Source organism: Caballeronia sp. LZ043, assembly GCF_031451075.1.
Lineage (GTDB): Bacteria > Pseudomonadota > Gammaproteobacteria > Burkholderiales > Burkholderiaceae > Caballeronia.
Window position 1 is genome coordinate 90084 of the sequence record NZ_JARUXT010000001.1, and the last position, 24754, is coordinate 114837.

Below are 24754 nucleotides of genomic sequence, written 5' to 3' on the forward strand. Positions count from 1 at the left end.
ACTCCAACCAGACCGGCCGCGACACTCAAACCATCTCCAAGCCCATCGCCGTCGCTTCCCCGCCGCCGATACACAGACTCGCCACCCCGCGCTTCAACCCGCGCGCCTTCAACGCGCCGAGCAGCGTTACCAGAATCCGCGCCCCGGACGCACCGATCGGATGCCCCAGCGCACACGCACCGCCATTCACATTCACCTTGTCGTGCGGCAGATCGTGCTCGCGCATCGCGGCCATCGTCACCACGGCGAAGGCTTCGTTGATCTCGTACAGATCCACGTCCCCCGCGCGCCAGCCGTTCTTCTCGAACAGCGCGCGAATCGCCCCAACGGGCGCCGTCGTAAACAGCGCCGGCTGTTGTGCGAACGTGCTGTGCCCGACGACCCGCGCGAGCGGCGACACCCCCAGCCGCTCCGCCGTCGATTCACGCATCATCACGAGCGCGGCCGCGCCATCGGAGATCGACGACGAATTGGCCGCCGTCACCGTGCCGTCCTTCGCGAACGCCGGCTTGAGCGACGGGATCTTCTCCACGTTCGCCTTGAACGGCTGCTCGTCGCGCTGGATCACGACGTCGCCTTTCCTGCCCTGCATCGTCACCGGCGCGATTTCCCAGCCGAACGAACCGTCTTCGTTCGCCCGCCGCGCGCGGTTGAGCGATTCGATCGCGAACGCATCCTGCGATTCGCGCGAGAACGCATACGATGACGCACACTGCTCCGCGAACGTGCCCATCAGACGGCCTTTCTCATACGCGTCCTCGAGTCCGTCGAGGAACATGTGGTCCAGCACCTGGCCGTGTCCCATGCGCATGCCGCCGCGCGCCTTCGGCAGCAGATACGGCGCGTTGGTCATGCTCTCCATCCCGCCCGCGACGATCACCTCGGCCGAGCCCGCCAGCAGCATGTCGTGCGCGAACATCGCGGCGCGCATGCCCGAGCCGCACATCTTGTTGATGGTCGTGCAGCCGGTGGCGAACGGCAGGCCGGCGCCGAGCGCCGCCTGTCGCGCGGGCGCCTGTCCCTGTCCGGCCGGCAGCACGCAGCCCATGATCGCTTCCTGGATCTGCTCGGGCGCGATGCCGGCACGCTCGCGCGCCGCGGCGATCGCCGCCGCGCCCAGCTGCGCCGCCGTCAGCGACGCGAATTCGCCCTGAAACGCGGCCATCGGCGTACGCGCCGCTGCCACGATGACTACCGGATCCCTGCGTGTCTCACTCATGTTTGAGCTCCTTGATGACGCCTTGAATGACGGCGGGAACGTCGCCCAGACGCGCGGCCTGCGCCGCATCGGACGCGAGGACGTCGTTCTCCGCGGAATGCGCGCCGCTGCGGCTCATCGCGGCGATGCACGACTGATACACCGGATCGACCTCGGCCGGCGCGCTGATCATCATGCCCATGTTGCGCAGCCGGCCATCGTGCACGCCGTAGGTCCAGCCATGCACGGTGAGCGTCTGGCCGCGCGCCCATGCATCGCCGACGATGGTCGTGCGGCACACGTTGATGGCCTGCTCGATCGTGTTCAACTCCACCAGCCGGCGATGCCGCGCCTCGCCCATCGGCCATTCGTCGAGCAGCGCGGCGTGCTTCTCGCGCACGTCCTCGACATGACGCAGCCAGTTGTCGGCGAGGCCCACGCGCCGGCCCACCAGCGCCGCGCCCACGCCCGAGCAGCCGTAGTGACCGACGACCATGATGTGCTTCACCTTCAGCACATCGACGGCGAACTGGATCACCGACAAGGCATTGAGATCCGAGTGCACCACCACGTTCGCGATGTTCCGGTGCACGAACACCTCGCCCGGCGGCAAGCCGATGATCTGATTGGCCGGCACGCGCGAGTCCGAGCAGCCGATCCACAGATACTCGGGCGCCTGCTGATGCGCGAGGCGCTGGAAGAACTCGGCGTCTTCCGCCAGCTTGCGCTCGACCCAGCTCTGGTTATTCGAGAACAGATGGGCGAGGGGATTGGAAGCGTCGTCGTGGTCGTGATTGGAGTTCATGTTCGATAGTCGATGCAGGGATGCGCGGCCTTCAGGCGCCGGGCGCATCCGTTCGACCGGATGCACCGAACCGTTCCGGATAGCGGACGCAGAATCGGACATTCCGGTCATAGGGAAAAAAGTCGGCGAGTTCGCCGCGCAGCAACTGCTCCTTGTGACGCTGCCAGAGCGCGGGATCGAAGAAATCCGCGTGATGGCGCATGAACGCTGCGCGCACGCGCGGATCGCCGAGCAGAAACGTGCCGTACGTCTCGGGAAAGATGTCGTGCGGCCCGACGGTATACCACGGTTCGCCGGACAGCTCGTCTTCCTCGTGGCGCGGCGGCGGCACGCGGCGGACGTTGCAGTCAGTCAGGTACTCGATTTCATCGTAGTCGTAGAACACCACGCGGCCATGACGCGTCACGCCGAAGTTCTTGTACAGCATGTCGCCGGGGAAGATGTTCGCCTGGATCAGTTGCTTGATCGCGTCGCCGTATTCCTTGATGCCGTGCTCGATCGCTTCGTCGCTGCCGTTCTGCAGGAAGAGATTCAGCGGCACCATGCGGCGCTCGATATACACATGGCGGATCACCAGGTTGTTCCCTTCATATTCGATCATCGACGGCGCGTCGCGCTCCAGTTCGCGGATCAGCGCGTCGTCGAGGCGCGCGAGCGGCAGCGCGACGCTCGAATATTCGAGCGTGTCGGCCATGCGGCCGAGGCGGTCGTGCCGTTTCACGAGCTGATAGCGGTCCTGGATCTTTTCGCGCGTGGTTTCCTTCGGCGGCGGGAACGCGTCCTTGATGAGCTTGAACACATACGGAAACGAGGGCAGCGTGAAGACGATCATCACGAGGCCCTTGATGCCGGGCGCGACAATGAAGCGGTCGCTTGAATGCGACAGATGGTGCAGCAGGTCGCGATAGAAATCGTTCTTGCCCTGCTTCTGCAAGCCGACCGACGTGTAGATCTCGGCCTTCGGCTTGCGCGGCATGATGGTGCGCAGGAACTGCACGAACGCGGACGGCACTTCCATGTCAACCAGAAAATACGAGTGCGAGAAGCTGAAGATGATCAGCACCTGCTCGGGCGACAGCAGCACGGTATCGAGCGCGAGCTGCCCGGGGTGCGCATGACGGATCGCGATGGTGAACGGCAGCAGCGCATCGCCGTTGATGATGCGGCCCACGATATACGCCGCCTTGTTGCGGAAGAACAGCGACGACAGCACATGAATCTGGAAGTTGGGCGCGGGCGTGAGCGTGCCGAATGCGTCGCGCAGCGCCGCCAGGATGCACTGCACGTCGCGCGTCAGGTCCTCGAACGGCGTCTCCAGCTGGAAGTTCGTGACGATGCGTTCGAGCGTCCCGGCAAGCCCGTCCTTCTCCGGGTAATACGCGCGATACGTGGGCTTCGCGGCGGGCTCGTCGTTCTCGATGTATTCCGTCGAGATTGCGGGCCGCACGAAGATGAAGTCGTTGTTGAAGTACGAGCGATGCAGGATCTTGCAGCACACCGAGTTGAAGAAGGTCTCGGCGCACTCGGGTTGACGGTGTGTCGTCAACAGGCCGATGTAGTGCAGCTTGATCTGCTGCCAGACGTCGTCATCGATGTTCTCGGCGTCATATTCGTCCTCGAGCCGCATCACGCATTCCGCCACGCGCTCGTCGTAGGACGCGATGCGATCGCGCGCCAACTGCTGCAAGGCCGGCCAGTCGCCGCGCTCGAACAGCGGCTTGGCGCGGATGGCGGCGTCGCGGAACACGCGGTAATGGCGATCGAATCCTTCGAGCATCGTCTGCGCGACGTCGAAGCCGATTTGCGACGAGAGCAGCTTGGGGAAGTGATTCATGCCGGCGTGCGCCTCCGATGCAATCAGTTCATGCCGCCCTGGGCTTGCGCGGACGCTTTTCCGTGCCCGCCGTGAGCAGCGCGCGGCCCTGTTCCTCGTAGGCGGCGAGTTCGGCCAGCGTCGTGTTCAGGTCTTCCAGCTGACGTTCGAGCACTTCCCGGTGCGCCGCGATGGTATCGACGAAAGCCTGCAGCTGCGTGTTCGTGCCGGTGGGCGAGTCGTACAGATCGAGCAGCGTGCGGATTTCCGATAGCGTGAAGCCGAGGCGCTTGCCGCGCAACGTGAGCTTCAGACGCGTGCGGTCGCGCGGCGAATACACGCGCCGCAAGCCGTTCGACCCCGCGCGCTGCGGCGCGAGCAAGCCCTGATCTTCGTAGAAACGAATGGCGCGCGGCGTGACGTCGAACTCGCGCGCCAGGTCGGTGATGGTGTAGTGCGTCGGTTGAGTCATCGCGGCCGGCAGCGCAAAAGCGCACGCAACGTTAGAATGGACGTTTACGTTATCGTCAACTTCGCCAGATTGCAACGCGGCGCAAACCCGGAGGCAAGGACCGAATGAACGCACTCGAAAGCCAGCTCGACTATGTTTTTTCGGACGAATTGCCGGAGGCCGGCGGCGTCAAGGAAGTCGCGCCGGGTGTGTTCTGGCTGCGCATGGCGTTGCCGTTCGCACTCGATCACATCAACCTCTGGCTGCTGCGTGACGAGATCGACGGCGAGCAGGGCTGGACCGTGGTCGATTGCGGGATTTCGAACGAGACCATTCGCGCGAACTGGGAACGGGTGTTCGATACCGTGCTCGATGGCCTACCGGTGCTGCGTGTGATCGTCACGCACTGTCATCCGGACCATCTTGGCCTCGCCGACTGGATCTGCAAGGGCGGCGACAGGCAGCGCTGGAACGTGCGCTTGTGGATTTCGCTCGGCGAGTATGCGATGGGCCGCGTGATGGCCGCGGGCGACGGCTCGAATGCGGGCGGCGAGCGCGCGGCGGCGCATTTCGCGGCGCACGGCCTGACCGACGAAGCCTCGCTCGACGCGCTGCGCAAGCGCGACAGCTACTATCCGACCCTGGTCCCTTCCATTCCGCATGAATACCGCCGCATTCGCGACAACGATGTCATCCGCATCGGCGGGCGCGACTGGACGGTGGTCGCGGGCTTCGGCCATTCGCCGGAGCATAGCGCGCTGTTCTGCGCGGCGGACAAGCTGCTGATTTCAGGCGACATGGTGTTGCCGCGCATCTCGACGAACGTCTCCGTGTTCGCGCTGGAACCGGAAAGCAATCCGCTGGCGCTGTTTCTGGAATCGCTTGGCCGCTACGAGCCGATGCCCGCGGAGACGCTCGCGCTGCCGTCACACGGCAAGCCGTTTCGGGGCGTGCGGACGCGCATCGCGCAACTGCGCGACCATCATCGCGCGCGTCTGGCGGAAGTGCGCGAGGCGTGCATGGAGAAGCCGTGCAGCGCCGCCGATATCGTGCCGTTAATGTTCAAGCGCAAGCTCGACATCCATCAGATGACGTTCGCGCTCGGCGAGGCGCTTGCGCACCTGCATGTGCTCTGGCTCGATGGAACGCTCAGGCGCCGAACCGGCGATGACGGTGTGATCCGCTTCGCGCCGGCCTGACCGGCATTTACTGCACCGACACGCCACCCAGGTTCAGCCGCCCGAACGGGCTCACGTTGAAGCCGCTGACGTTGGCGCGCGTGAGTGCGGCGGCAGTCGGATAGACGAGCGGAATCCACAGCGCCTGATCGTGAATGATATTCTGCGCGCCATCGTACGACTGCGTGCGTTTGGCGACATCCGGCGTCGCCTTGCCGTCGGCGATGAGCTTGTCGAGTTGCGGGTCGCAGTAGCGCGCGAAGTTGATGCCGGACTTCACCGCGTTGCAACTGAACAGCGGCGACAGATAGTTGTCGGGGTCGCCGTTGTCGCCTGCCCAGCCCATGAAGAGCATGTCGTGCTGGCCAAGCTTCGCCGAGCGGATCAGCTCACCCCACTCGATCACTTTCACCTGCGCCTTCACGCCGATCTTCGCAAGGTCCGCCTGCAGCAACTCGGCGCCGACCTTCGGATTCGGGTTCAGCACGCTGCCGTTCGGACGCACCCAGATGGTCGTGTCGAAGCCGTTCGGAAAGCCCGCTTCGGCGAGCAGCTTCTTCGCGGCATCGGGCGAGTATTTGTAGGCCGCGATGTTCTTGTCGTAGCTCCACGTGTTCGGCGGATACGGATTCACCGCGGCCGTGCCGGTGTTGTCGAACACGGTCTTCATGTAGGTCGTGCGATCGAACGCCATGTTGATCGCCTGCCGCACCTTGGGATTGTCGAGCGGCTTCTTCTCCGTATTGAGCGCAACGAACGCGGTCATGAAGGCCGGCGTTTCGCTCACTTTCAGCGCGTGGTCCTTCTTTGCGTCGGTGACGTCCTGCGGCTTCGGCGAAAGCGCGATCTGGCATTCACCCGCCTTGATCTTCTGCGCGCGCACGGCCGCGTCCGGCGTGATCGCGTAGATCAGCCGGTCGATCTTCGGCTTCGGTCCCCAGTAGGCCGGGTTCACGTCGTAACGGATCACCGAGTCCTTCGTATAGCTCTTCAGTGCGAACGGACCGGTGCCCACCGGCTTGCTGTTCAGGTCGGTCTGCTGGTTCGCCTTCAGCAGCTTGTCGGCGTATTCGGCCGAATAGATGGAGGCGAAACCCATCGTGAGGATCGGCACGAAGGTGGCGTTGGGCTCGTTGAGTTCGAATTTCACGGTGTGGTCATCAACCTTCGTCACGGCCTTGATGAGCTTCACGAGGCCCATCGACTGCGCATGCGGAAAGCCGCTTGCGCCCGCGACCTTGTGCCACGGGTTGCTGTCGTCGAGCATGCGCGAGAAGGTGAACACGACGTCGTCGGCGTCGAGCGCCCGCGTCGGCTTGAACCACTCGGTCGTCTGGAACTGCACGTTCGGACGCAGATGGAAGGTGTACGTGAGGCCGTCGCTGCTCACGTCCCACTTCTCGGCGAGCGCGGGCGCGACCTTCTTCGCGGCTTCGTCGTAGGCGACGAGCGTGTTGAAGATGACATCGGCGGAAGCGTTGGTGGTCACGAGCGAATTGAACTGCACGACGTCGAAGCCGTCCGGGCTCGCTTCGGTGCAGATGGTGAGCGGCTTGGACAGCGCGATGCCCGGCGCGGCGAGCAGGATGGCCGCGGCAGCGGCGGCGACGAGTGTCAGGCGCATGAGATCTCCCGTGACCCGATGGTCACACGGCGTTTCGTTCTTGTTGGCGGATCAGGTCCGATGACGGTCGGCAGGCGCAGCAAGCAGCGCGCCCGGCGCGGCCAGCATAGCGAATGCTCGTTGCATCGACAACGATTCGATCCGCATACGCATATTCCTGCCATGAGCCAGGCGAGAAGGCGCGGCTTGCCGAAACCGGAGGCATCGGGCTACACTTGCGCCGTCTTTGGGGAGTAGCCTTCCTTCGTGCGCGAAGGAGAACGCGTCAACATCCTCGGCCCTGCTGCCGTGGCGCGTTCGACCGGACCGGTTTGGCGAGACCATCGATGCACTGCGTCGTTCCTGGCCGGACGGCGCGTGGTGCATCGTGGTTCGCTCAGCGTCCGGCCGTGGAAAGATCGTGTCCCTACAACTACAACGTCTCCTTCTCACGCGTCTTTCGGCGCTTCCGCCGCGTTCGTCGCATTGCTTCATGCGAGGTGCCGCATGACGATGCTCTTCATCGAACTCGCACTGATGCTCGCGATCATCCTGATCGCGTCCGAACTCTTCACCAACGCGCTCGAACATCTCGGCGAGCGGCTCGGCATTTCCGAAGGCGTGACCGGCTCGCTGTTCGCTGCCGTCGGCACCGCGCTGCCCGAAACCACGGTGCCGATCATCGCCTTGCTCGGCGGCACGCCCAGTCGCGCGGTCAACGAGGAAATCGGCGTCGGCGCGATTCTCGGTGCGCCGCTGATGCTCGCAACGCTCTCCACCTGCCTGATGACGATTGCGGTGCTCAAGTCGCGCGGCTTGCAAGGACGGATCGTGCCGGAGCGCAGCGGCTTCACGCGGGATCTCAACTTCTTCCTGTTTGCGTTTTTGATCGCGTGCGCGGCGATGTTCATCCCGCATCACGCATGGCCCGTGCGAGCGATGTTCGCGGCGGGCCTCGTCGGGCTATACGTCATGTATGTCATCTCGACGTTCAGGGCCTCGGCGAACCTGGTCGAAAGCGGACACGGCACCGAAGCGCCTGAGGCGCTGTTCGCTTCGCGCCTGGGATTGAAGACGTCCATGGGCAGCATCATGCTGCAGTTCCTGGTCGGCATCGTGTTGCTGGTGGGCGGCGCGAAGGGCTTCATTCACGGCGTCGAAGGGGTGTCGCAGGCGCTTGGAATCTCCGCGCTGCTGCTGTCGCTGATCATCATTCCGATCGCCACCGAATTGCCCGAGAAGGTGAACAGCATCCTGTGGGCGCGCAGAGGGAAGGACACGCTCGCGTTCGGCAACATCACGGGCGCGATGGTGTTCCAGGGCACCTTGCTGCCCGCGATCGGCATCATGCTGACGCCGTGGGAACCGCGTGTCGAAGTGCTGACCGGCGTGTTGATCACGCTGGCGGCGGCGGCGTGGCTGCGCTTCAATGCGAAGCCGAATGGCGTGGTGCTGTGGGCGCTGCTCGGGAACGGCGTGCTGTATGCGGCCTATCTGGCGCTGACGCTGGGTCGATAAAGCCCGACAGCTCAAGCCCCGCCACAAATAAGAATGCCCGCGCGAGGCGGGCATCAAGAGCGAAGCAGCGCGCCCGACATCGGCGCGTTGTTCTTGTTGTTCTTGTGTTATCGGCGCGGCAGCTGAAAACTTTAGAAGCGCGCGGCTTGTTGATAGCGGCTTGCGGCCTTGGCGCCGTCCATCGAACGGCGATAGTTCGCGGCGAGCGCCGTCTGCGCCATCTGCGCGCGCGATGCAACAGCATCGATGCTCGCCTGGATCTTGCGGATGACCGCGAGCGACTCCGCCGGCTGCTCGGCCCGCAGCGCCATGACGAGCGGTGCGCGCGCTTCGGTCAGCTCGGCGGCGCGCGCCCAGTCTTCGTTGCCCACTGCCGTTTCGATGGCCTCGGTCAGCGACCAGGCTTCCTGAATCAGTTCGTGCTGGTTCATGTCCGGTCCTTAGCTCTTGTTGGTGGCCAGCGCGCCGGCGCTGTTGGTGCCGCCGAAGAGGGCGGTCAGATAGCTCGACTGCGTGGCCATCGACGACATCAACGAGTTGAGCGCCGTGAACTGGTCGTTGTACGAGGTGGTCAGCTGCGCGGTGTACGCGGTGAGCTGCGTCTGCTGATCGGCGATGCTGGTCAGGTCGTCGTTGAGCGCGGTCGTGCGCGTGTCGATGATGCCGCCGGTCTGCAGGAACGCCGTCAGGCTCGTGTTCAACTGCGCGGCCACGCCGTCGGTCGTGTTGAAGAGCGAGGCGACCGTGCCGCTGCTGTTGGTGAGCGCGTTGGTGAGCGCGTCTTCGTCGGTCGAAAGCGTGCCGTCCGGCTGCAGCGTGATGCCGATCGACGCCAGGTTCACCTTGCCCGTGCCGACGCCGATGCCCTTGCTGATCGTGCTGGAGATCGTATTCTTGATGGTGTTCATCATCGAGTCGCCGAGCAGCGCGCCTTGCGAGCTGGCGGTCGAATCGAACGACGTCAGCGACGACGCCGTGCTGATGAAGTTGTTGTAGGCGGTGACGAAGGCATCGATGGCGGTCTTCTGGCCGGTGACGTCCTGGCCGATCGTGAGCGTCTGCGTCGTGCCGACGGAGTCCGCGGTGATGTTCATCGTGACGCCCGTCACCGCTTCCTTGATCGTGTTGCTCGAACTCGTGACCGGCGTGCCGGCCACCGTCAGGTGCGAGTCCACCCCCGCGCTGGATTGCGTCCAGCCGTTGGTGCTGCTGATGGTGGTGTGTTCGGGAACGGTGATGGTCTTGGTCGGGTCGGTCGGGTCCGGATCGGTGGTCGTGGTGGACGAGCTGACCTGAAGCTTGTTGATGGCGGAGGTGCTGCTGTCCGCGGTGACATCGACGCCGATCTGATTGCCGAGACCCGTCGACGTGGAGCGCAGCACGAGGTGCGCGCCGTCCGAGCCGTTGACGATGGTCGCGGTGACGCCGGGATTGTCGGACGCCGAGTTGATCGCCGACACGATGCCCGACAGCGTGTTGTTGCTGCTGTCGAGCTTGATGGTGCTGCTGTTGTTGCCGACCTTCAGCGTGATCGAGCCGGTGCCGAGCGCGTCGGTGGTCGAGAACGTGCCGGACGTGAGCGATTGCGCCGAGGCGATGTTCTGCACGTTGACCGCGTAGCTGCCGGCCACGGCCGTGGTGTCGGCGCTGCCGGTGAGGCCCTTGCCGTCGGCGGTGGCGGTGAACGAGCCGAGCGTCTTGCCGTTGGCGAGATTCGTGATCGAGCTTTGCAGCAGCGACAGCACGGACTTGAGCGTGCCGATCGCGGTGAGCTGCGTGTTGTCGGCGGTCTTCTTGTTGTTGAGCGCGTCGGTCTGGCCTGCGACCTTCGCGTTGACGATCGCGGTGACGAGCGAGTTCACGTCCATCGTCGAGTTGGTGGAACCGCTGATGATCGACTGTGCGGCCTGTTGTACGGCGCTGGTCGGATCGACAGTGGAACCCGATGTCGTGGCTACGGTGGTCATGTGTGCTCCGCTCGTATTACTTCGCGATCGTTTGGAATGAGGCGGAAGTCGTCATCTTCCGAAAACGCGCACAGGGAGACGAGCTCCCTTTGCGCTGACTGCTTTGCTGCTTTGTTGCTTCCGGCGCGCATTGTACTGGCTGATGCGCGCCGGTTACAGCGTCGGCCGTGATGCTTAGCCGAGGAGCTTCAGAACTTGCTGGGGCATCGAGTTCGCTTGAGCCAGCACCGAGATACCAGCTTGTTGCAGCACTTGAGCCTTCGACAGGTTCGCGGTTTCCTGCGCGAAGTTCGCGTCGGTGATCTGCGACTGTGCCGACGACAGGTTGGTCGACTGAGCCGTCTGCGTCGAAGCGATCGACGAGAAACGGTTCTGTGCGGCGCCGAGGTCAGCTTGAATCGAGTTGACGCTGTCGAGGGCGTTGTCGATCGATTCGATCGCCAGGTTCGCGCCGTTGGCCTTCGTCAGGTCGATGTCGGAGACCTTCGGGGGAACGTTCTGCGCATTGGCTTGAGCGATGCCGTCAGCGGCGCCCGTGGCGTTTGCGTTGTCCGCAAGCGCGCCCTTGCCGGTCAGCGTGCCGCCGGTCGTGTCGAACAGACCGGTCACCGACGCGCTGATGTCGGTTTCCGCGCCGTTTGCATCCACACCCTTGAAGGTGAAGCCGCCAGCGCCGTCGCCATAGATGTTGACGCTGCTGTAGGCCGGCGTGTCTGCCGAGCCAGCGACCGTGCCATCGGCCTTGAGCGAGATCGACACGCTGCCGAGCTTGGTCGTCGGCGAGGTCGTGGTGGCGGTGGCGACGTTAGCTGCGTCGTTCTGAACGGCCGTGATGTCCGTTTGGTCCGCGCCGCCGGTGGTCGTCGTCAGCGCCGTGCCCGTCAGGGTTGCGACACCGCCGGCATTGGGCGTTTGCGTGAAGAGCTTGCTTGCGTCGGCCGTGGACAGGTACGAGCCGCTTTCCGTGCCGTTGGCGACCGTCTTGAACTTGTAGCCGCCGTTGCCATCGGCATAGACATTGATGCCGGTGATGTCCGTGGCTGCACCCGTGCCCGCGCCCGACAGATCCGGAAGCAGACCGTTCGCATCGAGGTCGATCGTTGCGCCGAGCTTCGTGTCGGCGGCGGCATACGTCGTCGTCGTCGTTTGCACGTTCGCAGCCGAGGCGGCCTTGATTGCAGCCGTTTGGGTCGTCGAGGCGCCAACCAGCGCACCCTTTGCCGTCAGCGAGAGCGCTGTGCCCGTGCCGGTGGTCGTACCCGAGAACAGGGCGGTCGTTGCCGCGCTCGACAGCGCCTGGTTGTTCTGGTCGGTGAACGTGAAGCCGCCCTTGCCGTCAGCCAGCACGTTGATCGACGTGATGTCGGCCTTGGCCGTACCCGTCGTTGCAGCACCCGCGCTCGTCAGGCTCAGGCCCGACAGCGTGCCGATCGTCGCGCCCTTCTGCGGCAGACCGCCACCGAGTTGAGCAGCCGACACGCCGTTGCTCAGATCGATACCGATGGTCTGGCCGACGTTCGCGCCAACCTGGAACGACACGGTGCCAGCCGAGCCGTCGAGCACGTTCGTGCCGTTGTAGGTCGTTTGCGAAGCAATACGGTTCACTTCAGCGATACGCTGCGTCACTTCCTTTTGCAGCGAAGCCTGGTCGCTCGACGAGAGCGAGCCGCTCGAAGCCTGCACGGCCAGCTGGCGAATACGTTGCAGGTTGTCCGAGATCTGCGACAGGCCCGAAGCAGCCGTCTGGGTCATCGAGACGCCGTCGTTGGCGTTCGACACACCTTGGTTCAAACCGTTGATCTGCGAGGTCATGCGCGAGGCGATTGCCTGGCCTGCTGCATCGTCGGCCGCGCTGTTGATGCGCTTGCCCGACGAGAGGCGGGTGATCGCCGAAGACAGCGCGCTTTGCGTGCTGTTGAGGTTCTGCTGAGCAACCAGCGAGTTGATATTGCTATTGATACCGATCATTTGTTCTCTCCTGGGAGACTAATCTGGCTTTGGCTAATGGCACCGAGTTGTTGCCTGGCGGTCCTGCGCTCGGTGATAGCCGGCCGCCTACTTGAGGTTATCGGGCCACTCGAAAAAAACTTAAGGCCGGGCTAACCGATTTGTGTAACGAATAGTGTCGAAAGCCTTCGAAGGCCCGCCCAGCAAGCCTTCCGAATCACGCGTATGCTTTTTAGTCCCTCTTCCACGCGGATTCGGAGCATTCATGCAGACACGTAATGTCGGTATATCGGAATTGAAAGTCGCGCCTTTAGTTTTTGGCGGCAATGTATTTGGCTGGACCGCCGATGAACGCACGTCGTTTTCCATCCTCGATGCATTTGTCGACCACGGTCTTAATTTCATCGATACCGCCGACGTTTATTCCGCCTGGGTCGAAGGTCATCAGGGCGGTGAATCCGAGACGATCATCGGCAAGTGGTTCAAGGAGAGCGGCAAGCGCCACAAGATCGTGCTCGCGACGAAGGTGGGCAAGCTCAGCACGCGCCCGGGGCTGACGGCGGCGAACATCGCCGCGGCCGCCGACGATTCGCTCCGACGCCTGAAGACCGATTACATCGATGTCTATTTCTCGCATCACGATGACGAGGCCACCCCGCTCGACGAGACGCTCAACGCCTATCAGAAGCTGATCCAGGCGGGGAAGGTGAGGGTGATCGGCGCGTCGAACTATACGGGCGAGCGTCTGGAGGAAGTCTTGAAGGTCGCGAAGGATTCGGGCCTGCCCGCCTATCAGATCCTTCAGCCGGAATACAACTTGTACGATCGCGAAGGCTATGAGACCGGACTCGAGCCGGTCGTGCAGAAAAATGACGTGGCAGTCGTGCCTTACTACGCGCTCGCAAGCGGCTTTCTGTCGGGCAAGTACCGCTCGAAGGCGGATACGCAGAACAAGGCGCGCGGCTCGCGCGTCGAGAAATATCTGGATGCACGCGGCCTGAAAATCCTTGATGCACTCGACGAAGTCGCGAAGCGCAACGACACGACACCCGCGACGATCTCGCTCGCGTGGCTCATCGCGCGGCCAAGTATCACGGCGCCGATCGCGAGCGCCACGTCCGTGGCACAACTGGAAAGCCTCGCGGCCGCGACGCGCCTTGTCCTGTCGAGCGAAGATGTCGAACTGCTCGACGAAGCCAGTGCGTGGCAGAAATAATCTGTCACATCAAGGAGTTGGGCGGTGCGAAGTGTTGGCAGCGGCGCGCTGTTCTGGTAACATCGCGCCCGAATCGAGAAATGTGCCCGTTTTCCTGCCTTCGCAGCCGAATGACCAAGTCAAAATCGACAACGTCAACATCCGGCGGCGGACGGCTCCGAAACGCGCGTTCACGTCGTTCTTCGAATGCGCATGCCGCTTCGGCGGCTGAATCCCAACTCTCTCTGTTCCGGCCTCCGTGGCCGCTTTGCTCGTGTCCGTCGCGGCGGGCTGTCTGGTGTGATCCAGCGCCGCGTCCGGTGGACGATCGGAGTGCCGGGGCGCGGCGATTTTGTCGTCGCGCGCTTAGAAATACGTTTAGCAAACCAGGATTTACATGACCACTATCGTCCTCAAAGAAAACGAGCCGTTCGATGTCGCGATTCGGCGTTTCCGCCGCACCATCGAGCGCAACGGCACCATCGCCGAACTGCGCGAGCGCCAGTCGTACGAAAAGCCGACCACCGCGCGCAAGCGCAAGAAGGCAGCTGCCGTCGCGCGTCTGCGCAAGCGCCTGCGCAGCCAGATGCTGCCGAAGAAGATGCACTAAGCATCGCGTGCAAGTCGGGGAGCCGCAATTCCTCGGCTTGCATGGCAAAAAGGCGGTGCGACCCGTGAGGGCGCACCGCCTTGTTGCTTGTACGTGAGAGAAACCGGCGTCAGACGAACGCGTGCCGCCTGCCGAGCGCCGCCAGCAGATGCGGCCACTCTTCCACGTCGGCGTCGTCGTGAACCTGTTCGAGTTCGATCAGCAAATCAATGATGTTGGGATCGTAGGCGTTCACATTCGACGCGTAGAGCGCGCGCATCAGCTCGCCATCCTGCGCATGCCGGTAGTAGGAAATGCCGACACCTTCCAGCGCCGCCTCGTACAGATCGTCACGCACGAGCGAACCAATCGCGCACTTGCGGCCTTCCGGGCTGCGCAGGCGGCAGGATCCATTGTCATCTTCGGACACCGCGCGCTGGGTCAGCAAATGCGTGCTGACGCGGTCGTAAATGTCCTTCGGGCTCAACATCTTCATCGGGCTCAACATCACTACACCTACTGTGCTCAGGCAGCCGTTTTCAGAAGTTCGGCCGAAAGCCCGAACTGACGTGCGATCGACGAAAGACGCTCGCGCCATTCCCACTTGCCGAAGACGTCGTGCACGTTCTGCAGGCAAGAGAGCAATTCGACGGTATTGGGATCGAACACGTTGATGCGCGCACGTAGCAGCGCGCGCTTGAGCGCCGCGACACCGACATCCATATAGGCCGGCACATGCTCGGGCGGTTTTGCGATGTAGCGGATGGGCACGCCTTCCATCGCCGTGATGTAGTCGCGCGGCCTGATGAACCGGCCGACAGGGCAGCCGCCGCAGTAACCGCGATAGGCGCCGCCGCCATGCGGGAGCAATGCGGCTTGTCCCTGCATGAACAGATGCTGTACGGCGCTGTTGAAAATCTCCTGATGGGTCAGGAAGTTCAAGCTTTTCATGATCTTCTCCCCTGCGCCCCTGCGCAGCGGCCATGCGTTTGAATTCGAGAACCTGCACCTGCTGCTCCGGAACGGCGGCGTTGTTGCGATGTCCAGCAACATAAAAAAACGCTGATGCCCTCCGGTCACTGCTTCGAACACGGCGCTTTTCCCGGCCTGGGCGTTCGGTCTCACTGTCGCCCTGTGTGCTCGCGTCGGATTTCTACACTCGATGAACGATCCGTACACCGTCTTTATAACGGTTCGGCCCGGTAAAAAGGTGCGCCAGCGCACGCGAGGACGCCATTTTTACACGTACCGTACGTTCGTGCAGTGCGGAAAACCCGGTCAAATGCCTTGCTGTTCGGGGTTTCGCGCGTGCTTCACTGCAAAAAAACACGCTTCCATCAGGACTTTCCCTAGCAAAGAACAATCGCCCTCGAAAATGTGGCCAAAACAGCTAAAACTTGCCGCGCGTGTTGAACTTCACTTCGACCTTGGCGACGCGCTCTTGCGTCTGGTTCTGGCAAAGGTCCGCGCGATGCATTCGGCCGCGTGATCGTTGACCATGCCGGTCGCTTGCATGAAGGCATAGCAGATGGTCGTGCCGACGAACTTGCAGCCGTACTGCTTGAGGGCGCGGCTCAGGGCATCCGACTCGGGTGTCGAGGCGGGCGTGGGATGCTTCGCGTCGCGCGGGGTATCGATGGTGACGCCGTCGACAAACGACCAGACGAACTCCGCGAACGACCCGTGCTCTTTCTGGATCTGCAGGACCGCGCGCGCGTTGAGCACCGCTGACGTCACCTTCGCGCGATTGCGCACGATGCGCGCGTCCTGCACGAGCCGCTCGATGTCCTCATCCGTGAAGCGTGCCACGCGCCCGATGTCGAAATTCGCGAACAAGGCGCGGTATCCGTCGCGCTTGTTGAGGATGGTCGACCAGGACAATCCCGCCTGCGCGCCCTCGAGTACCAGCATCTCGAACAGATGCTGGTCGTCGCGCGACGGCACGCCCCATTCATGGTCGTGGTAGTCGATCATCGCGTCGGTGGTTGCCCACGCGCAGCGGGCGGGTTGGGTGTCTGCCATGTGCGGTTCCCGGTGGTCATCAAGGTCGCGTCAGCATAGCGGAACGTTCTCGTCCCGCCACCTCGTCCATTCGGCTAATTGGCGCAGGCCGCCGCGGCCGGTAAGCTGGTGTCCATGAAATCCATTTCGACTTTGACTTCCTCCACGGCAACGGACGCATTCCTGCTCGGCATTGATGGCGGCGGCAGCGGTACACGCGTGATCCTCGCGGACGCGCATGGCGTTGAGCTCGCACGCGCCAGCGGCGGCCCGTCGGGTCTCGGGCTCGGCGTCGAGCGGGCGTGGAAATCCATCGAGGACGCATGCCGTAGCGCGTTCACCAACGCGGCGCTGCCGTTCGACTGGCGTGCTTGCGCACTCGGCTGCGGCCTCGCCGGCGTGAACAATGCCGATTGGCTCGCGGGCTTTCTCGCGGCCGCGCCCGAAGTGCGCGCGTTGCGTGTCGAGAGCGACGCCTACACCACCGTGGTCGGCGCACATGGCGGCGAACCTGGCGTGATCGTCGCACTGGGCACGGGCAGCATCGCGGCTTCGCTGGATCAGGAAGGAGTGTGTCGCACAGCCGGCGGCTACGGTTTTCCGAGCGGCGACGAGGCCAGCGGTGCCTGGCTCGGGCTGCGCGCAGTGGTTCATCTGCAGCGCGTGCTCGACGGCCGTGCCGCAGAAGACGGCTGGTCTCGTGAATTGCTCGCCCGAACCGGCGCGACGGATCGCAACAGTCTCGTCGTGTGGCTGTGCAACGCGAACCAGACCGCCTACGCCACGCTCGCACCCAGCGTCTTTGCGTTTCGCGATCATCCCGCTGCCGGACGGTTGCTCGCGCAGGCCGGCCAGGAAATCGAAGCGCTCGTGGCCGCGCTCGACCCGCACGGCGCCTTGCCGATTGCCTTGTGCGGCGGGCTCGCCGTTCCATACGAACCGTTTGTTTCGCTTGATCTGCGCGAGCGGATGCGCGCGCCGAGTGCGGATTCGGCTGCGGGCGCGCTTGAACTGGCGCGCCGGGCGGCGTCCGAGTCCAGAGAAGCAGCCGGCACTGCGCGATAAAATGGCGCACTTCGCGGCAGGTTCCCTCCGCTCATCGCTCCGCACAGGGCGCGCGCAACCAGGTATGCAGTGTACGCAGCGCACCCGGCGCCTGAGCCCACGACAAAGGCAGGCATGTACTCGGCCATCGCAACCGATCTCGACGGCACGCTTCTGAACAGCGACCACCAGCTCGATCCCTTCACCGCCGAAACCGTGCGCACGCTGGCCGCGCGCGGCGTGCCCATCGTCATTGCGACGGGACGGCATTATCGCGACGTCGCCGGCATTCGCGACGTGCTCGGCGTCGACGCGTATCTGATTACGTCGAACGGCGCGCGCGTGCATGCGCCGGGCGATCAGCGCATCTACTCGCGCGATCTCGACCCGGCCGCCGTACGGCGCCTCGTGCAGCCGGATCTCACGGGCACGCATGGGCGCGTCATCGTGAACCTGTTCGCCGACGACGCCTGGCTGATCGACCGCCATGCGCCCGAACTGCTGGTCTTTCACCAGGATTCGGGATTTAAGTATGAAGTGATGGATCTGCGCGAGCACGACGGCGAGAACATCGCGAAGGTGCTGTACATCGGCGAGCCGGCGGATCTCAAGGAAGTCGCGGCGAATCTGGAGCGCGAGTTTGGCGACTCGCTGTATGTCACCTATTCGCTGCCGGATTGTCTAGAAGTCATGACCTCCGACGTCTCGAAAGGCCGCGCGCTGCGTTTCGTGCTGGAGCGGCTCGACGTCGATCCGTCGCAGTGCGTTGCTTTCGGCGACAACATGAACGACATCGATCTTCTCGAAACCGCAGGGCATCCGTTCATGATGAACAACGCCAATCCGGACCTTATCAAGCGGCTGCCCGATGTGCCGCGCATCGGCAACAATTTCGAGGCGGGGGTTGCGCATCAGTTGCGCAAGCTGTTCGGGGTTCATGACGAGCTGGCCTCGCCGGGTTACCCGCAGGACTGAGCGCCGGACCCGGCGAAATGCAAGACGGGCGGCTGGTGTGGTCCAGCCGCCCGTCGCGCTTGAGTGGTCTCCCGCGAGTGGGGCATCCGCGTGCTTAGCCGCGATGTCCCCAGTTGTTGCCATAGCCGCGATGATCCCAGCCGGTGCGATTCCAGTGACCTTGATCACGGCCGTCGTGCCAGCGCGGTGCTTCATGACGGTAGTACGGCGCGCGGTACGCCGGCGCAGCCGGGCGGACATAGACGGGAGCCGGGGCCACATAAGCGGGCGCGCCGAGCGACACGCCGATGTGCAGATCGCTGTGAGCCTGAGCGGCGCCGACTGCACCCAAGGCAAGACCGGCGGCGACGAGCATGTGAGTGACGATGCGCTTCATTGTGTTTCTCCTTGAAGGCGACGTGTATGTCGCATGAGTCCAATGTACGGGCGCAGCGTCTTACACGCTTCGACGACTTGTTACCGGTTGCAAGGACGACGTAAGGAGAAAATGAAACGCTCCGATTCGGAGAGTAGGCGTGTGAGGCCCGTCAGATGGGCCTCACACGGATGTGGTCTGCAGCAGATATTTAACGCCGCGGCAAATCATAAGCATGCTTCGTAATTCGGCATTACATTTGTCGCGCCGGTTTAATCGTTCGAGTCTTCGAAGAGCGTGTCGCTCAGCCTTAATCGGCTTCGCGAGCAGTCTCCGCGAGCGGAAAACCCACCGTTTTCGGGTTGCTGCGGACCTCGGAAGGCTCCTGGCGGAATGCCTGACGCGTAAGCGAGGGATACACGAGCCCTGCGATGATCGCGCCGACGATGGGCGCAATCCAGAACAGCCACAGCTGATCCAGCGCCCAGCCGCCGACGAAGAACGCCTGGCTGGTCGAACGCGCGGGATTGACCGACGTATTGGTCACCGGGATCGAGATCAGGTGAATGAGCGTCAGGCACAGGCCGATGGCAAGCGGCGCGAAGCCTTTGGGCGCCCGGTCGTCGGTGGCGCCGAGGATCACGAAGACAAAGAAGAAGGTCATGGCGATTTCGCAGATCAGCGCGGCGATCATCGTGAAATGTCCCGGCGAGTGCTCGCCAAAGCCATTGGCGGCGAAGCCGCTCAGCGAGAAATCGAAACTCGGGCTGCCGATGGCGATCAGGTAGAGCACCCACGCCCCCAACGTCGCGCCGATCACCTGGGCAACGATATATGGCACGAGATCGCGCACGGGGAAGCGCCCCGCGGTGGCCAGGCCGATGCTCACGGCCGGATTCAGATGGCAGCCCGACACGTGACCGATGGCATACGCCATGGTCAGCACGGTGAGGCCGAATGCCAGCGCAACCCCCGCGAACCCGATCCCGAGCTCGGGAAAGGCAGCGGCAAGCACGGCGCTTCCACAGCCGCCCAGGATCAGCCAGAACGTACCGAAGATTTCGGCCCCAAGACGTTTCGATAAATTCATGTTTCCGCCTTCGTGAAATGTGATTGCCGCTGTTTCGAAAAGAGCACTGAATGAGCGCATCGAGCGCAGTTTAAGCGCGCTTTCTTTTGCAAATTGTCAAATTTGTTTGATAAATCGGCGAATTCACCACGTCTGGAAGAATTTTAGGATTGTTCGGTTACGGCCCCCTCCGCAAGCCTGAGACGAAAAAAAACCGCCCCGAAGGGCGGTTCTCGTTGCGGTCATCGAAGGCCGCATGCGTGGGAAGGCTGCTTAGCCGACGGCAACCTGGCGCAGCACCGGACGCTTCGCGGCCTGGAGCATGGCGGTGTAGCTGTCGACGTAATTCTGCGCCATCGTCTGCGCGCTGAAGCGGCGTTCGAACTGCGCGCGAATCTCGGTGCGCGAGAGTTCGTCCAGACGCTGCAACGCGCCCACGGCACCTTGCACGTCCTCGCAGATGAAGCCGGTCACGCCATGGTCGATCACCTCGGGCACCGAACCGCGATTGAACGCGATCACCGGCGTGCCGCAAGCCATCGATTCGATCATCACCAGGCCGAACGGCTCGTTCCAGTCGATCGGGAACAGCAGGGCCTTGGCGCCCGACAGGAAGTCCGGCTTCTGCGCTTCGTTGATCTCACCGATGAACTCAACGTCCGCATGCGACAGCAGCGGCTCGATCGTGGTCTTGAAATACTCCTGGTCGACCTTGTCCACCTTGGCGGCGATCTTCAGCGGCAGGCCGCTTTGCGCCGCGATCTTGATGGCCAGATCAGCACGCTTTTCCGGGCAAATACGGCCGAGGAACGCCAGGTATTCCGGCTTCTTGCTCGTTTGCGGCGTCAGCAGTTCATTCGGCAGACCGTGATACACCGTGTTCAGCCAGTTGGCCTGCGGCAGCGGTCCGCGCTGGTTGTCGGAGATTGAAATCACGTTCGCCTTCGTGAACGTGTTGAAGATCGGCTGCAGTTCTGGCAGGTCGAGACGGCCGTGCAGCGTCGTCACGAACGGCGTGTCCAGCTGCGTGAACAGCGGGAACGGCATGTAGTCAAGGTGGAAATGCAGCACGTCGAACTCGTGCGCGCGACGGCGGACGGTTTCGAGCAGCAGCATGTGCGGCGCGAGGGCGTCGCGGATTGTCGGATCCAGACGCAGGGCGCGCGGCCATGCGGCTTCCAGGGTCGCCTTGGTTTGCGAATCGCCGCTGGCGAACAAGGTGACGTCGTGGCCCAGATCGACGAGTGCGTCGGTCAGGTACGACACTACCCGCTCAGTGCCGCCGTAGAACTTCGGGGGAACTGCTTCGTGCAACGGTGCAATTTGTGCGATTCGCATAACGTGACTCTCCTGTTTCGGGCAGAGCGGGCGCTTTCGCGTCAGGCTCGGGTCCCATGCCGGTGAAGGCGTCATTTAAGGCATCGCAGTCACGCTCCGGTCGAGCGCTCAACACATGCCATTTCGGGCGGGCCGCGCAGGTAAGACGCCGCCCGAGATCGGCCCGGAGATGAAGATTACATCGCGACCGGGTTATCCCTTACTGCTCATTATCGGGATCGAGAGCGGCATTTCACGTCATTTTTCAATCGCTTATCGTTGTTACAGCGCGAAACAATCGCTGTTACGAAGTCAGAAATTGCAGTGTTGTCAGCAATGTAGACGAATCACACATCTGGAAAAATGACCGCGCGGCAGTATTAAGCATGCAGCGTTCCCGGGCGCCGAACCGCACGTTCGGACGCCGCTGGCACGCGCCCGCGGCGCTTAAACTTGTTGAACCTCCATTAAGTCAGACGAATCGCTGCCGATATCCGGTTCTTGCATCCACAGGTGCGTTGCGACCCGTTTCCGCGCCGTGTAGGAAAAAGTCCTACACACAACCTCCTTGAAATCCTGCGATGCTTCGGACACGTTCTCCGACAGCCGCGCCTTCGAGCATCGGCGACAATCGTCTGGCACAAGAGAACACGTGCGGGGCCGGTTTCGTCGCGTCTGCAGCGAACCGAGCAAACGTTCCCCCGCCGGCCTGACCAGCCACGTAACGATTCGGGGAAAAAATGACGAACAGCGCTACGAGTACGCTCGTGGAAATCCGCGAGGTGAATCTGTCGTATGTGCTTCTCGCCCAGCGGCTTCTGCAGGAAGACCGCGTCTCGGCGATGTACCGGCTCGGCCTGTCCGAGCAGGTGGCGCAGGTGCTGTCCTCGCTGACGCTCGCGCAGGCCGTGAAAGTGGCGTCGTCGAGCCATCTGCTGTGCCGTTTCCGCTTCGACGACCACACCATCCTCTCGTCGCTGGCCGACAAGGACAAGAGCGCGGCGCTCACGCAGGCGCATGCGGCGATCCTGCTGGCCGACAGTCCTGTCGCGCAGATCGGCTGACGCACGAAGCGGACGGCCGATGGCAACCAGAAGCGTAGTGGCGGAAGTCCGCGAGATCACGCTCGCGATCGAACTGATCGAGCTGGGCGCGCGCCTGCAATTGCTCGAAGCGGAGACGACCCTGTCGCGTGACCGGCTCATCAAGCTCTACAAGGAACTGAAGGGCGCTTCGCCGCCGAAGGGCATGCTGCCGTTCTCGACCGACTGGTTCATGACCTGGCAGCCGAACATCCATTCGTCGCTGTTCCACGGCATCTATCGTTTCATCCATGAACACGGCGGCGCCGACGGCACGCAGAGCACGATCCAGGCGATCGTGAAAAGTTACCGGCTCTACCTCGAACACGCCGCCCTCTACGGCGACGAACCCGTGCTGTCGCTCACGCGCGCCTGGACCCTGGTGCGCTATTTCGAATCCGGCATGCTCCAGACCAACGCGTGCACCCGCTGCGGCGGACGTTTCGTCGCGCATGCATACGAACTGCGCGCGGGCTACGTGTGCGGCCTATGCCAGCCGCCGTCGCGCGCCGGCAAGACGCGCAAGACGCTGGCAGCGGCCGCGGCGGCGGAGCCGGCGCGGAGCCTTGCGGCCTGACGCCGCACCCGCCCGGGCCCGTTCTGCGGCGCGGATTGCAACGTTTGCCGGCGGCGCGGACACGCCATCAAAGTTTTCCAGTCGAGTGCCGTAAACCACCTAACGGCGGTCTTACCGCATCAAAAACGTGAGGACTCGACTGTGCTGATTTTTGTTGGAGCGCTCGTCACATTGCTGTCCGTGTTCGGCGGCTATGCCATCGAAGGCGGACACCTCGGCGCGCTCATGCAGCCCGTCGAGATTCTGATGATCGTGGGCGCGGGCGTCGGCGCGTTCATCCTCGGCAACAACGTCAAGACCATCAAGGCGACCATCCAGGTCCTCCCGACGCTCTTCAAGGGCGCGAAGTACAACAAGGGCATGTACATGGAGCTGATGGGCCTGCTCTACGTGCTGCTCGCGAAGGCCCGCAAGGAAGGCACGCTGGCGCTCGAGGGCGACATCGAGGATCCCTCCAAGAGCCCGGTCTTCAGCCAGTACCCGCAAATTCTCGCGGATCACCACATCGTCGAATTCCTGACCGATTACCTGCGTCTCATGGTCAGCGGCAACATGAATGCGTTCGAAATCGAAAGCCTCATGGACGAGGAAATCGAAACGCATCACGTCGAGGGCGAAGCCCCCGCGCACGCGCTGACCAAGGTCGGCGACGCGATGCCGGCGTTCGGCATCGTCGCGGCCGTCATGGGCGTGGTGCACACCATGGCCTCCGCGGACCAGCCGCCCGCCATTCTCGGCGAGATGATCGCGCAGGCGCTGGTCGGCACCTTCCTCGGCATTCTCCTTTCCTATGGTTTCATCGGGCCGCTCGCCAACGTGGCCGAGCAGCGCGTGGCCGAGCAGACCAAGATGTTCCAGTGCATCAAGGTCACGATCCTCGCGAGCCTGAACGGCTACGCGCCCGCGATCGCGGTGGAGTTCGGCCGCAAGGTGCTGTTCTCGACCGAACGTCCGTCGTTCGCCGAACTCGAGGAACACGTGCGCCGGGTCAAGGCGAAGTGATGCCTCGCTTCGCGCACGATCCCTCGGTCAGGACACAGCCATGAGCAACGACAGCGAACGTCCCATCTTCATCAAGCGAGTCGTCGGCAAGGGTGCCAAGGGTCATCACGGCGGCGCCTGGAAACTCGCCTATGCGGACTTCATGACCGCGATGATGGCGTTCTTCCTGCTCATGTGGCTGCTCTCCTCGACCTCGCCCGTGCAGCGCCGCGGCATCGCCGAATACTTCAACATGCCGCTCAAGGCGGCGATGGTCGGCGGCAAGACCGTCGGCATGGACAACAGCATCCTGATGGGCGGCGGCCGCGACATCTCCAGCGAAGAGCCGGGCGCCGCGCGCCGCTCGGAAGGCAGCACGCGGCTCGCGCAGCGCGCGTCATCCACGACCGACGAAGAACTCCTCAAGGCCGCGCAGGGCGAGCTCGAACGCCGCGAGCAGGCGCGCCTGCACGATCTGCAGGTCAAGCTGATGGCCGCCATCGAAGCCAATCCGACCTTGCGCCAGTTCAAGCAGCAGATCCGCATCGAAGCGACGCAGCAGGGCTTGCGCATCGAGATCGTCGATACGCAGAAGCGCCCGATGTTCGCGCTCTCCAGCAACGCCGTGCAGCCCTACATGCGCGACATCCTGCGCGAGATCGGCCGGACGCTGAACGACGTGCCGAACCGCATCGTCGTGCAGGGCCACACCGACGCCGTGAAATACGCCGGCGGCGAGAAGGGCTACAGCAACTGGGAGCTGTCGGCGGATCGCGCGAACGCATCGCGTCGCGAGCTGGTCGCGGGCGGCATGGACGAAGTCAAGGTGATGCGCGTGCTGGGTCTCGCGTCCACGCAAAACCTGAACAAGAAGGATCCGTTCGATCCGGAGAACCGGCGCATCAGCGTCATCGTGCTCAATCGCAAGACGGAACTGGCGATGCTGCGCGACGACGGCGGCGCGGGCGCGACGCTCGACAACGGCACGGACGCGAACGGAGCGCCGGCGACGCTCGGGCAACTGATTCCAGGCATCGCGGCGAGAAGCGCGGCGCATTGAGCGCATGAGCCCGTGATAAAGCGGCCTCA

General features: G+C 63.3%; 24 protein-coding genes and 1 riboswitch. Of the genes, 10 read left to right on the forward strand and 14 right to left on the reverse strand.

Going from position 1 to position 24754, the window contains the following annotated elements:
• Positions 1-25: 25 nt before the first annotated feature.
• From QCE64_RS00440 to QCE64_RS00455, 4 genes are read right to left on the reverse strand one after another with little or no spacing between them, the layout of a single operon-like run.
• The gene (locus QCE64_RS00440) at positions 26-1219 is read right to left on the reverse strand and encodes an acetyl-CoA C-acetyltransferase (protein WP_310002422.1); all 1194 of its coding nucleotides are present in this window, start codon (positions 1217-1219) and stop codon (positions 26-28) included.
• Positions 1212-2003, reverse strand: a complete 792-nt coding sequence (can, locus tag QCE64_RS00445) for a carbonate dehydratase (protein ID WP_309928874.1) — start codon at positions 2001-2003, stop codon at positions 1212-1214. Before can ends, QCE64_RS00440 begins: the two co-directional genes overlap by 8 nt.
• A gap of 31 nt (positions 2004-2034) precedes the next feature.
• On the reverse strand, positions 2035-3837 hold the full coding sequence (gene aceK / locus QCE64_RS00450; protein ID WP_310002423.1) for a bifunctional isocitrate dehydrogenase kinase/phosphatase: 1803 nt from the start codon (positions 3835-3837) through the stop codon (positions 2035-2037).
• A gap of 28 nt (positions 3838-3865) precedes the next feature.
• Positions 3866-4288 (reverse strand): MerR family DNA-binding transcriptional regulator, encoded by a 423-nt coding sequence (locus QCE64_RS00455; protein ID WP_309913256.1) that lies wholly within the window; start codon positions 4286-4288, stop codon positions 3866-3868.
• A gap of 104 nt (positions 4289-4392) precedes the next feature.
• On the opposite strand from QCE64_RS00455, the gene QCE64_RS00460 reads away from it, so the two are divergent.
• Positions 4393-5466, forward strand: coding sequence for an MBL fold metallo-hydrolase (locus QCE64_RS00460; protein ID WP_310002424.1), 1074 nt, complete (start codon positions 4393-4395; stop codon positions 5464-5466).
• A 7-nt stretch (positions 5467-5473) separates the two neighbouring features.
• Here QCE64_RS00460 and QCE64_RS00465 read toward each other — a convergent pair whose 3' ends face one another.
• Complete coding sequence (locus QCE64_RS00465) at positions 5474-7069, reverse strand: ABC transporter substrate-binding protein (RefSeq protein WP_310002425.1); 1596 nt, start codon at positions 7067-7069, stop codon at positions 5474-5476.
• A 211-nt stretch (positions 7070-7280) separates the two neighbouring features.
• A riboswitch (yybP-ykoY riboswitch) is annotated at positions 7281-7458 on the forward strand.
• 97 nt (positions 7459-7555) lie between these two features.
• Here QCE64_RS00465 and QCE64_RS00470 point away from each other — a divergent pair.
• Entirely contained in the window at positions 7556-8566 is a 1011-nt protein-coding gene (locus QCE64_RS00470) for a sodium:calcium antiporter (protein ID WP_309928886.1), read from the forward strand.
• A gap of 131 nt (positions 8567-8697) precedes the next feature.
• Here QCE64_RS00470 and QCE64_RS00475 read toward each other — a convergent pair whose 3' ends face one another.
• The 3 genes from QCE64_RS00475 to QCE64_RS00485 all read right to left on the reverse strand — a co-directional run bounded on the left by QCE64_RS00475 (position 8698) and on the right by QCE64_RS00485 (position 12501).
• Positions 8698-8997: a flagellar protein FliT gene (locus tag QCE64_RS00475; RefSeq protein WP_309913269.1), complete on the reverse strand. Its 300-nt coding sequence runs from the start codon at positions 8995-8997 to the stop codon at positions 8698-8700.
• A 9-nt stretch (positions 8998-9006) separates the two neighbouring features.
• Entirely contained in the window at positions 9007-10533 is a 1527-nt protein-coding gene (gene fliD, locus QCE64_RS00480; protein ID WP_309913272.1) for a flagellar filament capping protein FliD, read from the reverse strand.
• Between the two features lie 174 nt (positions 10534-10707).
• Positions 10708-12501, reverse strand: a complete 1794-nt coding sequence (locus QCE64_RS00485) for a flagellin (protein WP_309913275.1) — start codon at positions 12499-12501, stop codon at positions 10708-10710.
• 244 nt (positions 12502-12745) lie between these two features.
• Here QCE64_RS00485 and QCE64_RS00490 point away from each other — a divergent pair, with 244 nt between their 5' ends.
• Both QCE64_RS00490 and rpsU read left to right on the forward strand, forming a co-directional pair.
• The gene (locus tag QCE64_RS00490) at positions 12746-13696 is read left to right on the forward strand and encodes an aldo/keto reductase (RefSeq protein ID WP_309928896.1); all 951 of its coding nucleotides are present in this window, start codon (positions 12746-12748) and stop codon (positions 13694-13696) included.
• 376 nt (positions 13697-14072) lie between these two features.
• Positions 14073-14285 (forward strand): 30S ribosomal protein S21, encoded by a 213-nt coding sequence (rpsU, locus tag QCE64_RS00495; protein WP_309807007.1) that lies wholly within the window; start codon positions 14073-14075, stop codon positions 14283-14285.
• A gap of 109 nt (positions 14286-14394) precedes the next feature.
• Here rpsU and QCE64_RS00500 read toward each other — a convergent pair whose 3' ends face one another.
• The 3 genes from QCE64_RS00500 to QCE64_RS00510 form a co-directional block, all read right to left on the reverse strand.
• A complete protein-coding gene (locus QCE64_RS00500) occupies positions 14395-14760 on the reverse strand; it encodes a hypothetical protein (RefSeq protein ID WP_309913280.1) in 366 nt (121 codons plus the stop codon).
• A 29-nt stretch (positions 14761-14789) separates the two neighbouring features.
• On the reverse strand, positions 14790-15215 hold the full coding sequence (locus QCE64_RS00505; protein ID WP_309919520.1) for a hypothetical protein: 426 nt from the start codon (positions 15213-15215) through the stop codon (positions 14790-14792).
• A 465-nt stretch (positions 15216-15680) separates the two neighbouring features.
• Positions 15681-16286 carry a DNA-3-methyladenine glycosylase I gene (locus QCE64_RS00510; protein ID WP_309913282.1) on the reverse strand — a complete coding sequence of 202 codons (606 nt, stop codon included), beginning with the start codon at positions 16284-16286 and terminating at the stop codon, positions 15681-15683.
• Between the two features lie 114 nt (positions 16287-16400).
• On the opposite strand from QCE64_RS00510, the gene QCE64_RS00515 reads away from it, so the two are divergent.
• Positions 16401-17330, forward strand: coding sequence for a BadF/BadG/BcrA/BcrD ATPase family protein (locus QCE64_RS00515; RefSeq protein WP_310002426.1), 930 nt, complete (start codon positions 16401-16403; stop codon positions 17328-17330).
• Between the two features lie 114 nt (positions 17331-17444).
• Complete coding sequence (locus tag QCE64_RS00520) at positions 17445-18284, forward strand: Cof-type HAD-IIB family hydrolase (protein ID WP_309913286.1); 840 nt, start codon at positions 17445-17447, stop codon at positions 18282-18284.
• Between the two features lie 94 nt (positions 18285-18378).
• On the opposite strand, the gene QCE64_RS00525 is transcribed toward QCE64_RS00520, so the two are convergent.
• From QCE64_RS00525 to QCE64_RS00535, 3 genes are all read right to left on the reverse strand, one after another.
• Complete coding sequence (locus QCE64_RS00525) at positions 18379-18660, reverse strand: hypothetical protein (RefSeq protein WP_309928902.1); 282 nt, start codon at positions 18658-18660, stop codon at positions 18379-18381.
• Positions 18661-18949: 289 nt separating this feature from the next.
• Positions 18950-19729 (reverse strand): aquaporin Z, encoded by a 780-nt coding sequence (gene aqpZ / locus QCE64_RS00530; protein WP_309913291.1) that lies wholly within the window; start codon positions 19727-19729, stop codon positions 18950-18952.
• A gap of 252 nt (positions 19730-19981) precedes the next feature.
• Entirely contained in the window at positions 19982-21046 is a 1065-nt protein-coding gene (locus QCE64_RS00535; protein WP_309913293.1) for a glycosyltransferase family 4 protein, read from the reverse strand.
• Positions 21047-21765: 719 nt separating this feature from the next.
• On the opposite strand from QCE64_RS00535, the gene flhD reads away from it, so the two are divergent.
• From flhD to motB, 4 genes are all read left to right on the forward strand, one after another.
• Complete coding sequence (gene flhD, locus QCE64_RS00540; protein WP_309807015.1) at positions 21766-22089, forward strand: flagellar transcriptional regulator FlhD; 324 nt, start codon at positions 21766-21768, stop codon at positions 22087-22089.
• Between the two features lie 19 nt (positions 22090-22108).
• On the forward strand, positions 22109-22684 hold the full coding sequence (flhC, locus tag QCE64_RS00545; protein WP_309913296.1) for a flagellar transcriptional regulator FlhC: 576 nt from the start codon (positions 22109-22111) through the stop codon (positions 22682-22684).
• Positions 22685-22825: 141 nt separating this feature from the next.
• On the forward strand, positions 22826-23686 hold the full coding sequence (motA, locus tag QCE64_RS00550) for a flagellar motor stator protein MotA (RefSeq protein ID WP_309913300.1): 861 nt from the start codon (positions 22826-22828) through the stop codon (positions 23684-23686).
• A gap of 40 nt (positions 23687-23726) precedes the next feature.
• Positions 23727-24725: a flagellar motor protein MotB gene (gene motB, locus QCE64_RS00555; protein ID WP_309807018.1), complete on the forward strand. Its 999-nt coding sequence runs from the start codon at positions 23727-23729 to the stop codon at positions 24723-24725.
• Positions 24726-24754: the final 29 nt, after the last annotated feature.

Excerpts from the sequence above, each read along its gene's own strand:
- QCE64_RS00440 (WP_310002422.1), bottom strand. The coding sequence starts at position 1,219 with ATGAGTGAGACACGCAGGGATCCGGTAGTCATCGTGGCAGCGGCGCGT.
- can (WP_309928874.1), bottom strand. The coding sequence starts at position 2,003 with ATGAACTCCAATCACGACCACGACGACGCTTCCAATCCCCTCGCCCAT.
- aceK (WP_310002423.1), bottom strand. The coding sequence starts at position 3,837 with ATGAATCACTTCCCCAAGCTGCTCTCGTCGCAAATCGGCTTCGACGTC.
- QCE64_RS00455 (WP_309913256.1), bottom strand. The coding sequence starts at position 4,288 with ATGACTCAACCGACGCACTACACCATCACCGACCTGGCGCGCGAGTTC.
- QCE64_RS00460 (WP_310002424.1), top strand. The coding sequence starts at position 4,393 with ATGAACGCACTCGAAAGCCAGCTCGACTATGTTTTTTCGGACGAATTG.
- QCE64_RS00465 (WP_310002425.1), bottom strand. The coding sequence starts at position 7,069 with ATGCGCCTGACACTCGTCGCCGCCGCTGCCGCGGCCATCCTGCTCGCC.
- QCE64_RS00470 (WP_309928886.1), top strand. The coding sequence starts at position 7,556 with ATGACGATGCTCTTCATCGAACTCGCACTGATGCTCGCGATCATCCTG.
- QCE64_RS00475 (WP_309913269.1), bottom strand. The coding sequence starts at position 8,997 with ATGAACCAGCACGAACTGATTCAGGAAGCCTGGTCGCTGACCGAGGCC.
- fliD (WP_309913272.1), bottom strand. The coding sequence starts at position 10,533 with ATGACCACCGTAGCCACGACATCGGGTTCCACTGTCGATCCGACCAGC.
- QCE64_RS00485 (WP_309913275.1), bottom strand. The coding sequence starts at position 12,501 with ATGATCGGTATCAATAGCAATATCAACTCGCTGGTTGCTCAGCAGAAC.
- QCE64_RS00490 (WP_309928896.1), top strand. The coding sequence starts at position 12,746 with ATGCAGACACGTAATGTCGGTATATCGGAATTGAAAGTCGCGCCTTTA.
- rpsU (WP_309807007.1), top strand. The coding sequence starts at position 14,073 with ATGACCACTATCGTCCTCAAAGAAAACGAGCCGTTCGATGTCGCGATT.
- QCE64_RS00500 (WP_309913280.1), bottom strand. The coding sequence starts at position 14,760 with ATGAAGATGTTGAGCCCGAAGGACATTTACGACCGCGTCAGCACGCAT.
- QCE64_RS00505 (WP_309919520.1), bottom strand. The coding sequence starts at position 15,215 with ATGAAAAGCTTGAACTTCCTGACCCATCAGGAGATTTTCAACAGCGCC.
- QCE64_RS00510 (WP_309913282.1), bottom strand. The coding sequence starts at position 16,286 with ATGGCAGACACCCAACCCGCCCGCTGCGCGTGGGCAACCACCGACGCG.
- QCE64_RS00515 (WP_310002426.1), top strand. The coding sequence starts at position 16,401 with ATGAAATCCATTTCGACTTTGACTTCCTCCACGGCAACGGACGCATTC.
- QCE64_RS00520 (WP_309913286.1), top strand. The coding sequence starts at position 17,445 with ATGTACTCGGCCATCGCAACCGATCTCGACGGCACGCTTCTGAACAGC.
- QCE64_RS00525 (WP_309928902.1), bottom strand. The coding sequence starts at position 18,660 with ATGAAGCGCATCGTCACTCACATGCTCGTCGCCGCCGGTCTTGCCTTG.
- aqpZ (WP_309913291.1), bottom strand. The coding sequence starts at position 19,729 with ATGAATTTATCGAAACGTCTTGGGGCCGAAATCTTCGGTACGTTCTGG.
- QCE64_RS00535 (WP_309913293.1), bottom strand. The coding sequence starts at position 21,046 with ATGCGAATCGCACAAATTGCACCGTTGCACGAAGCAGTTCCCCCGAAG.
- flhD (WP_309807015.1), top strand. The coding sequence starts at position 21,766 with ATGACGAACAGCGCTACGAGTACGCTCGTGGAAATCCGCGAGGTGAAT.
- flhC (WP_309913296.1), top strand. The coding sequence starts at position 22,109 with ATGGCAACCAGAAGCGTAGTGGCGGAAGTCCGCGAGATCACGCTCGCG.
- motB (WP_309807018.1), top strand. The coding sequence starts at position 23,727 with ATGAGCAACGACAGCGAACGTCCCATCTTCATCAAGCGAGTCGTCGGC.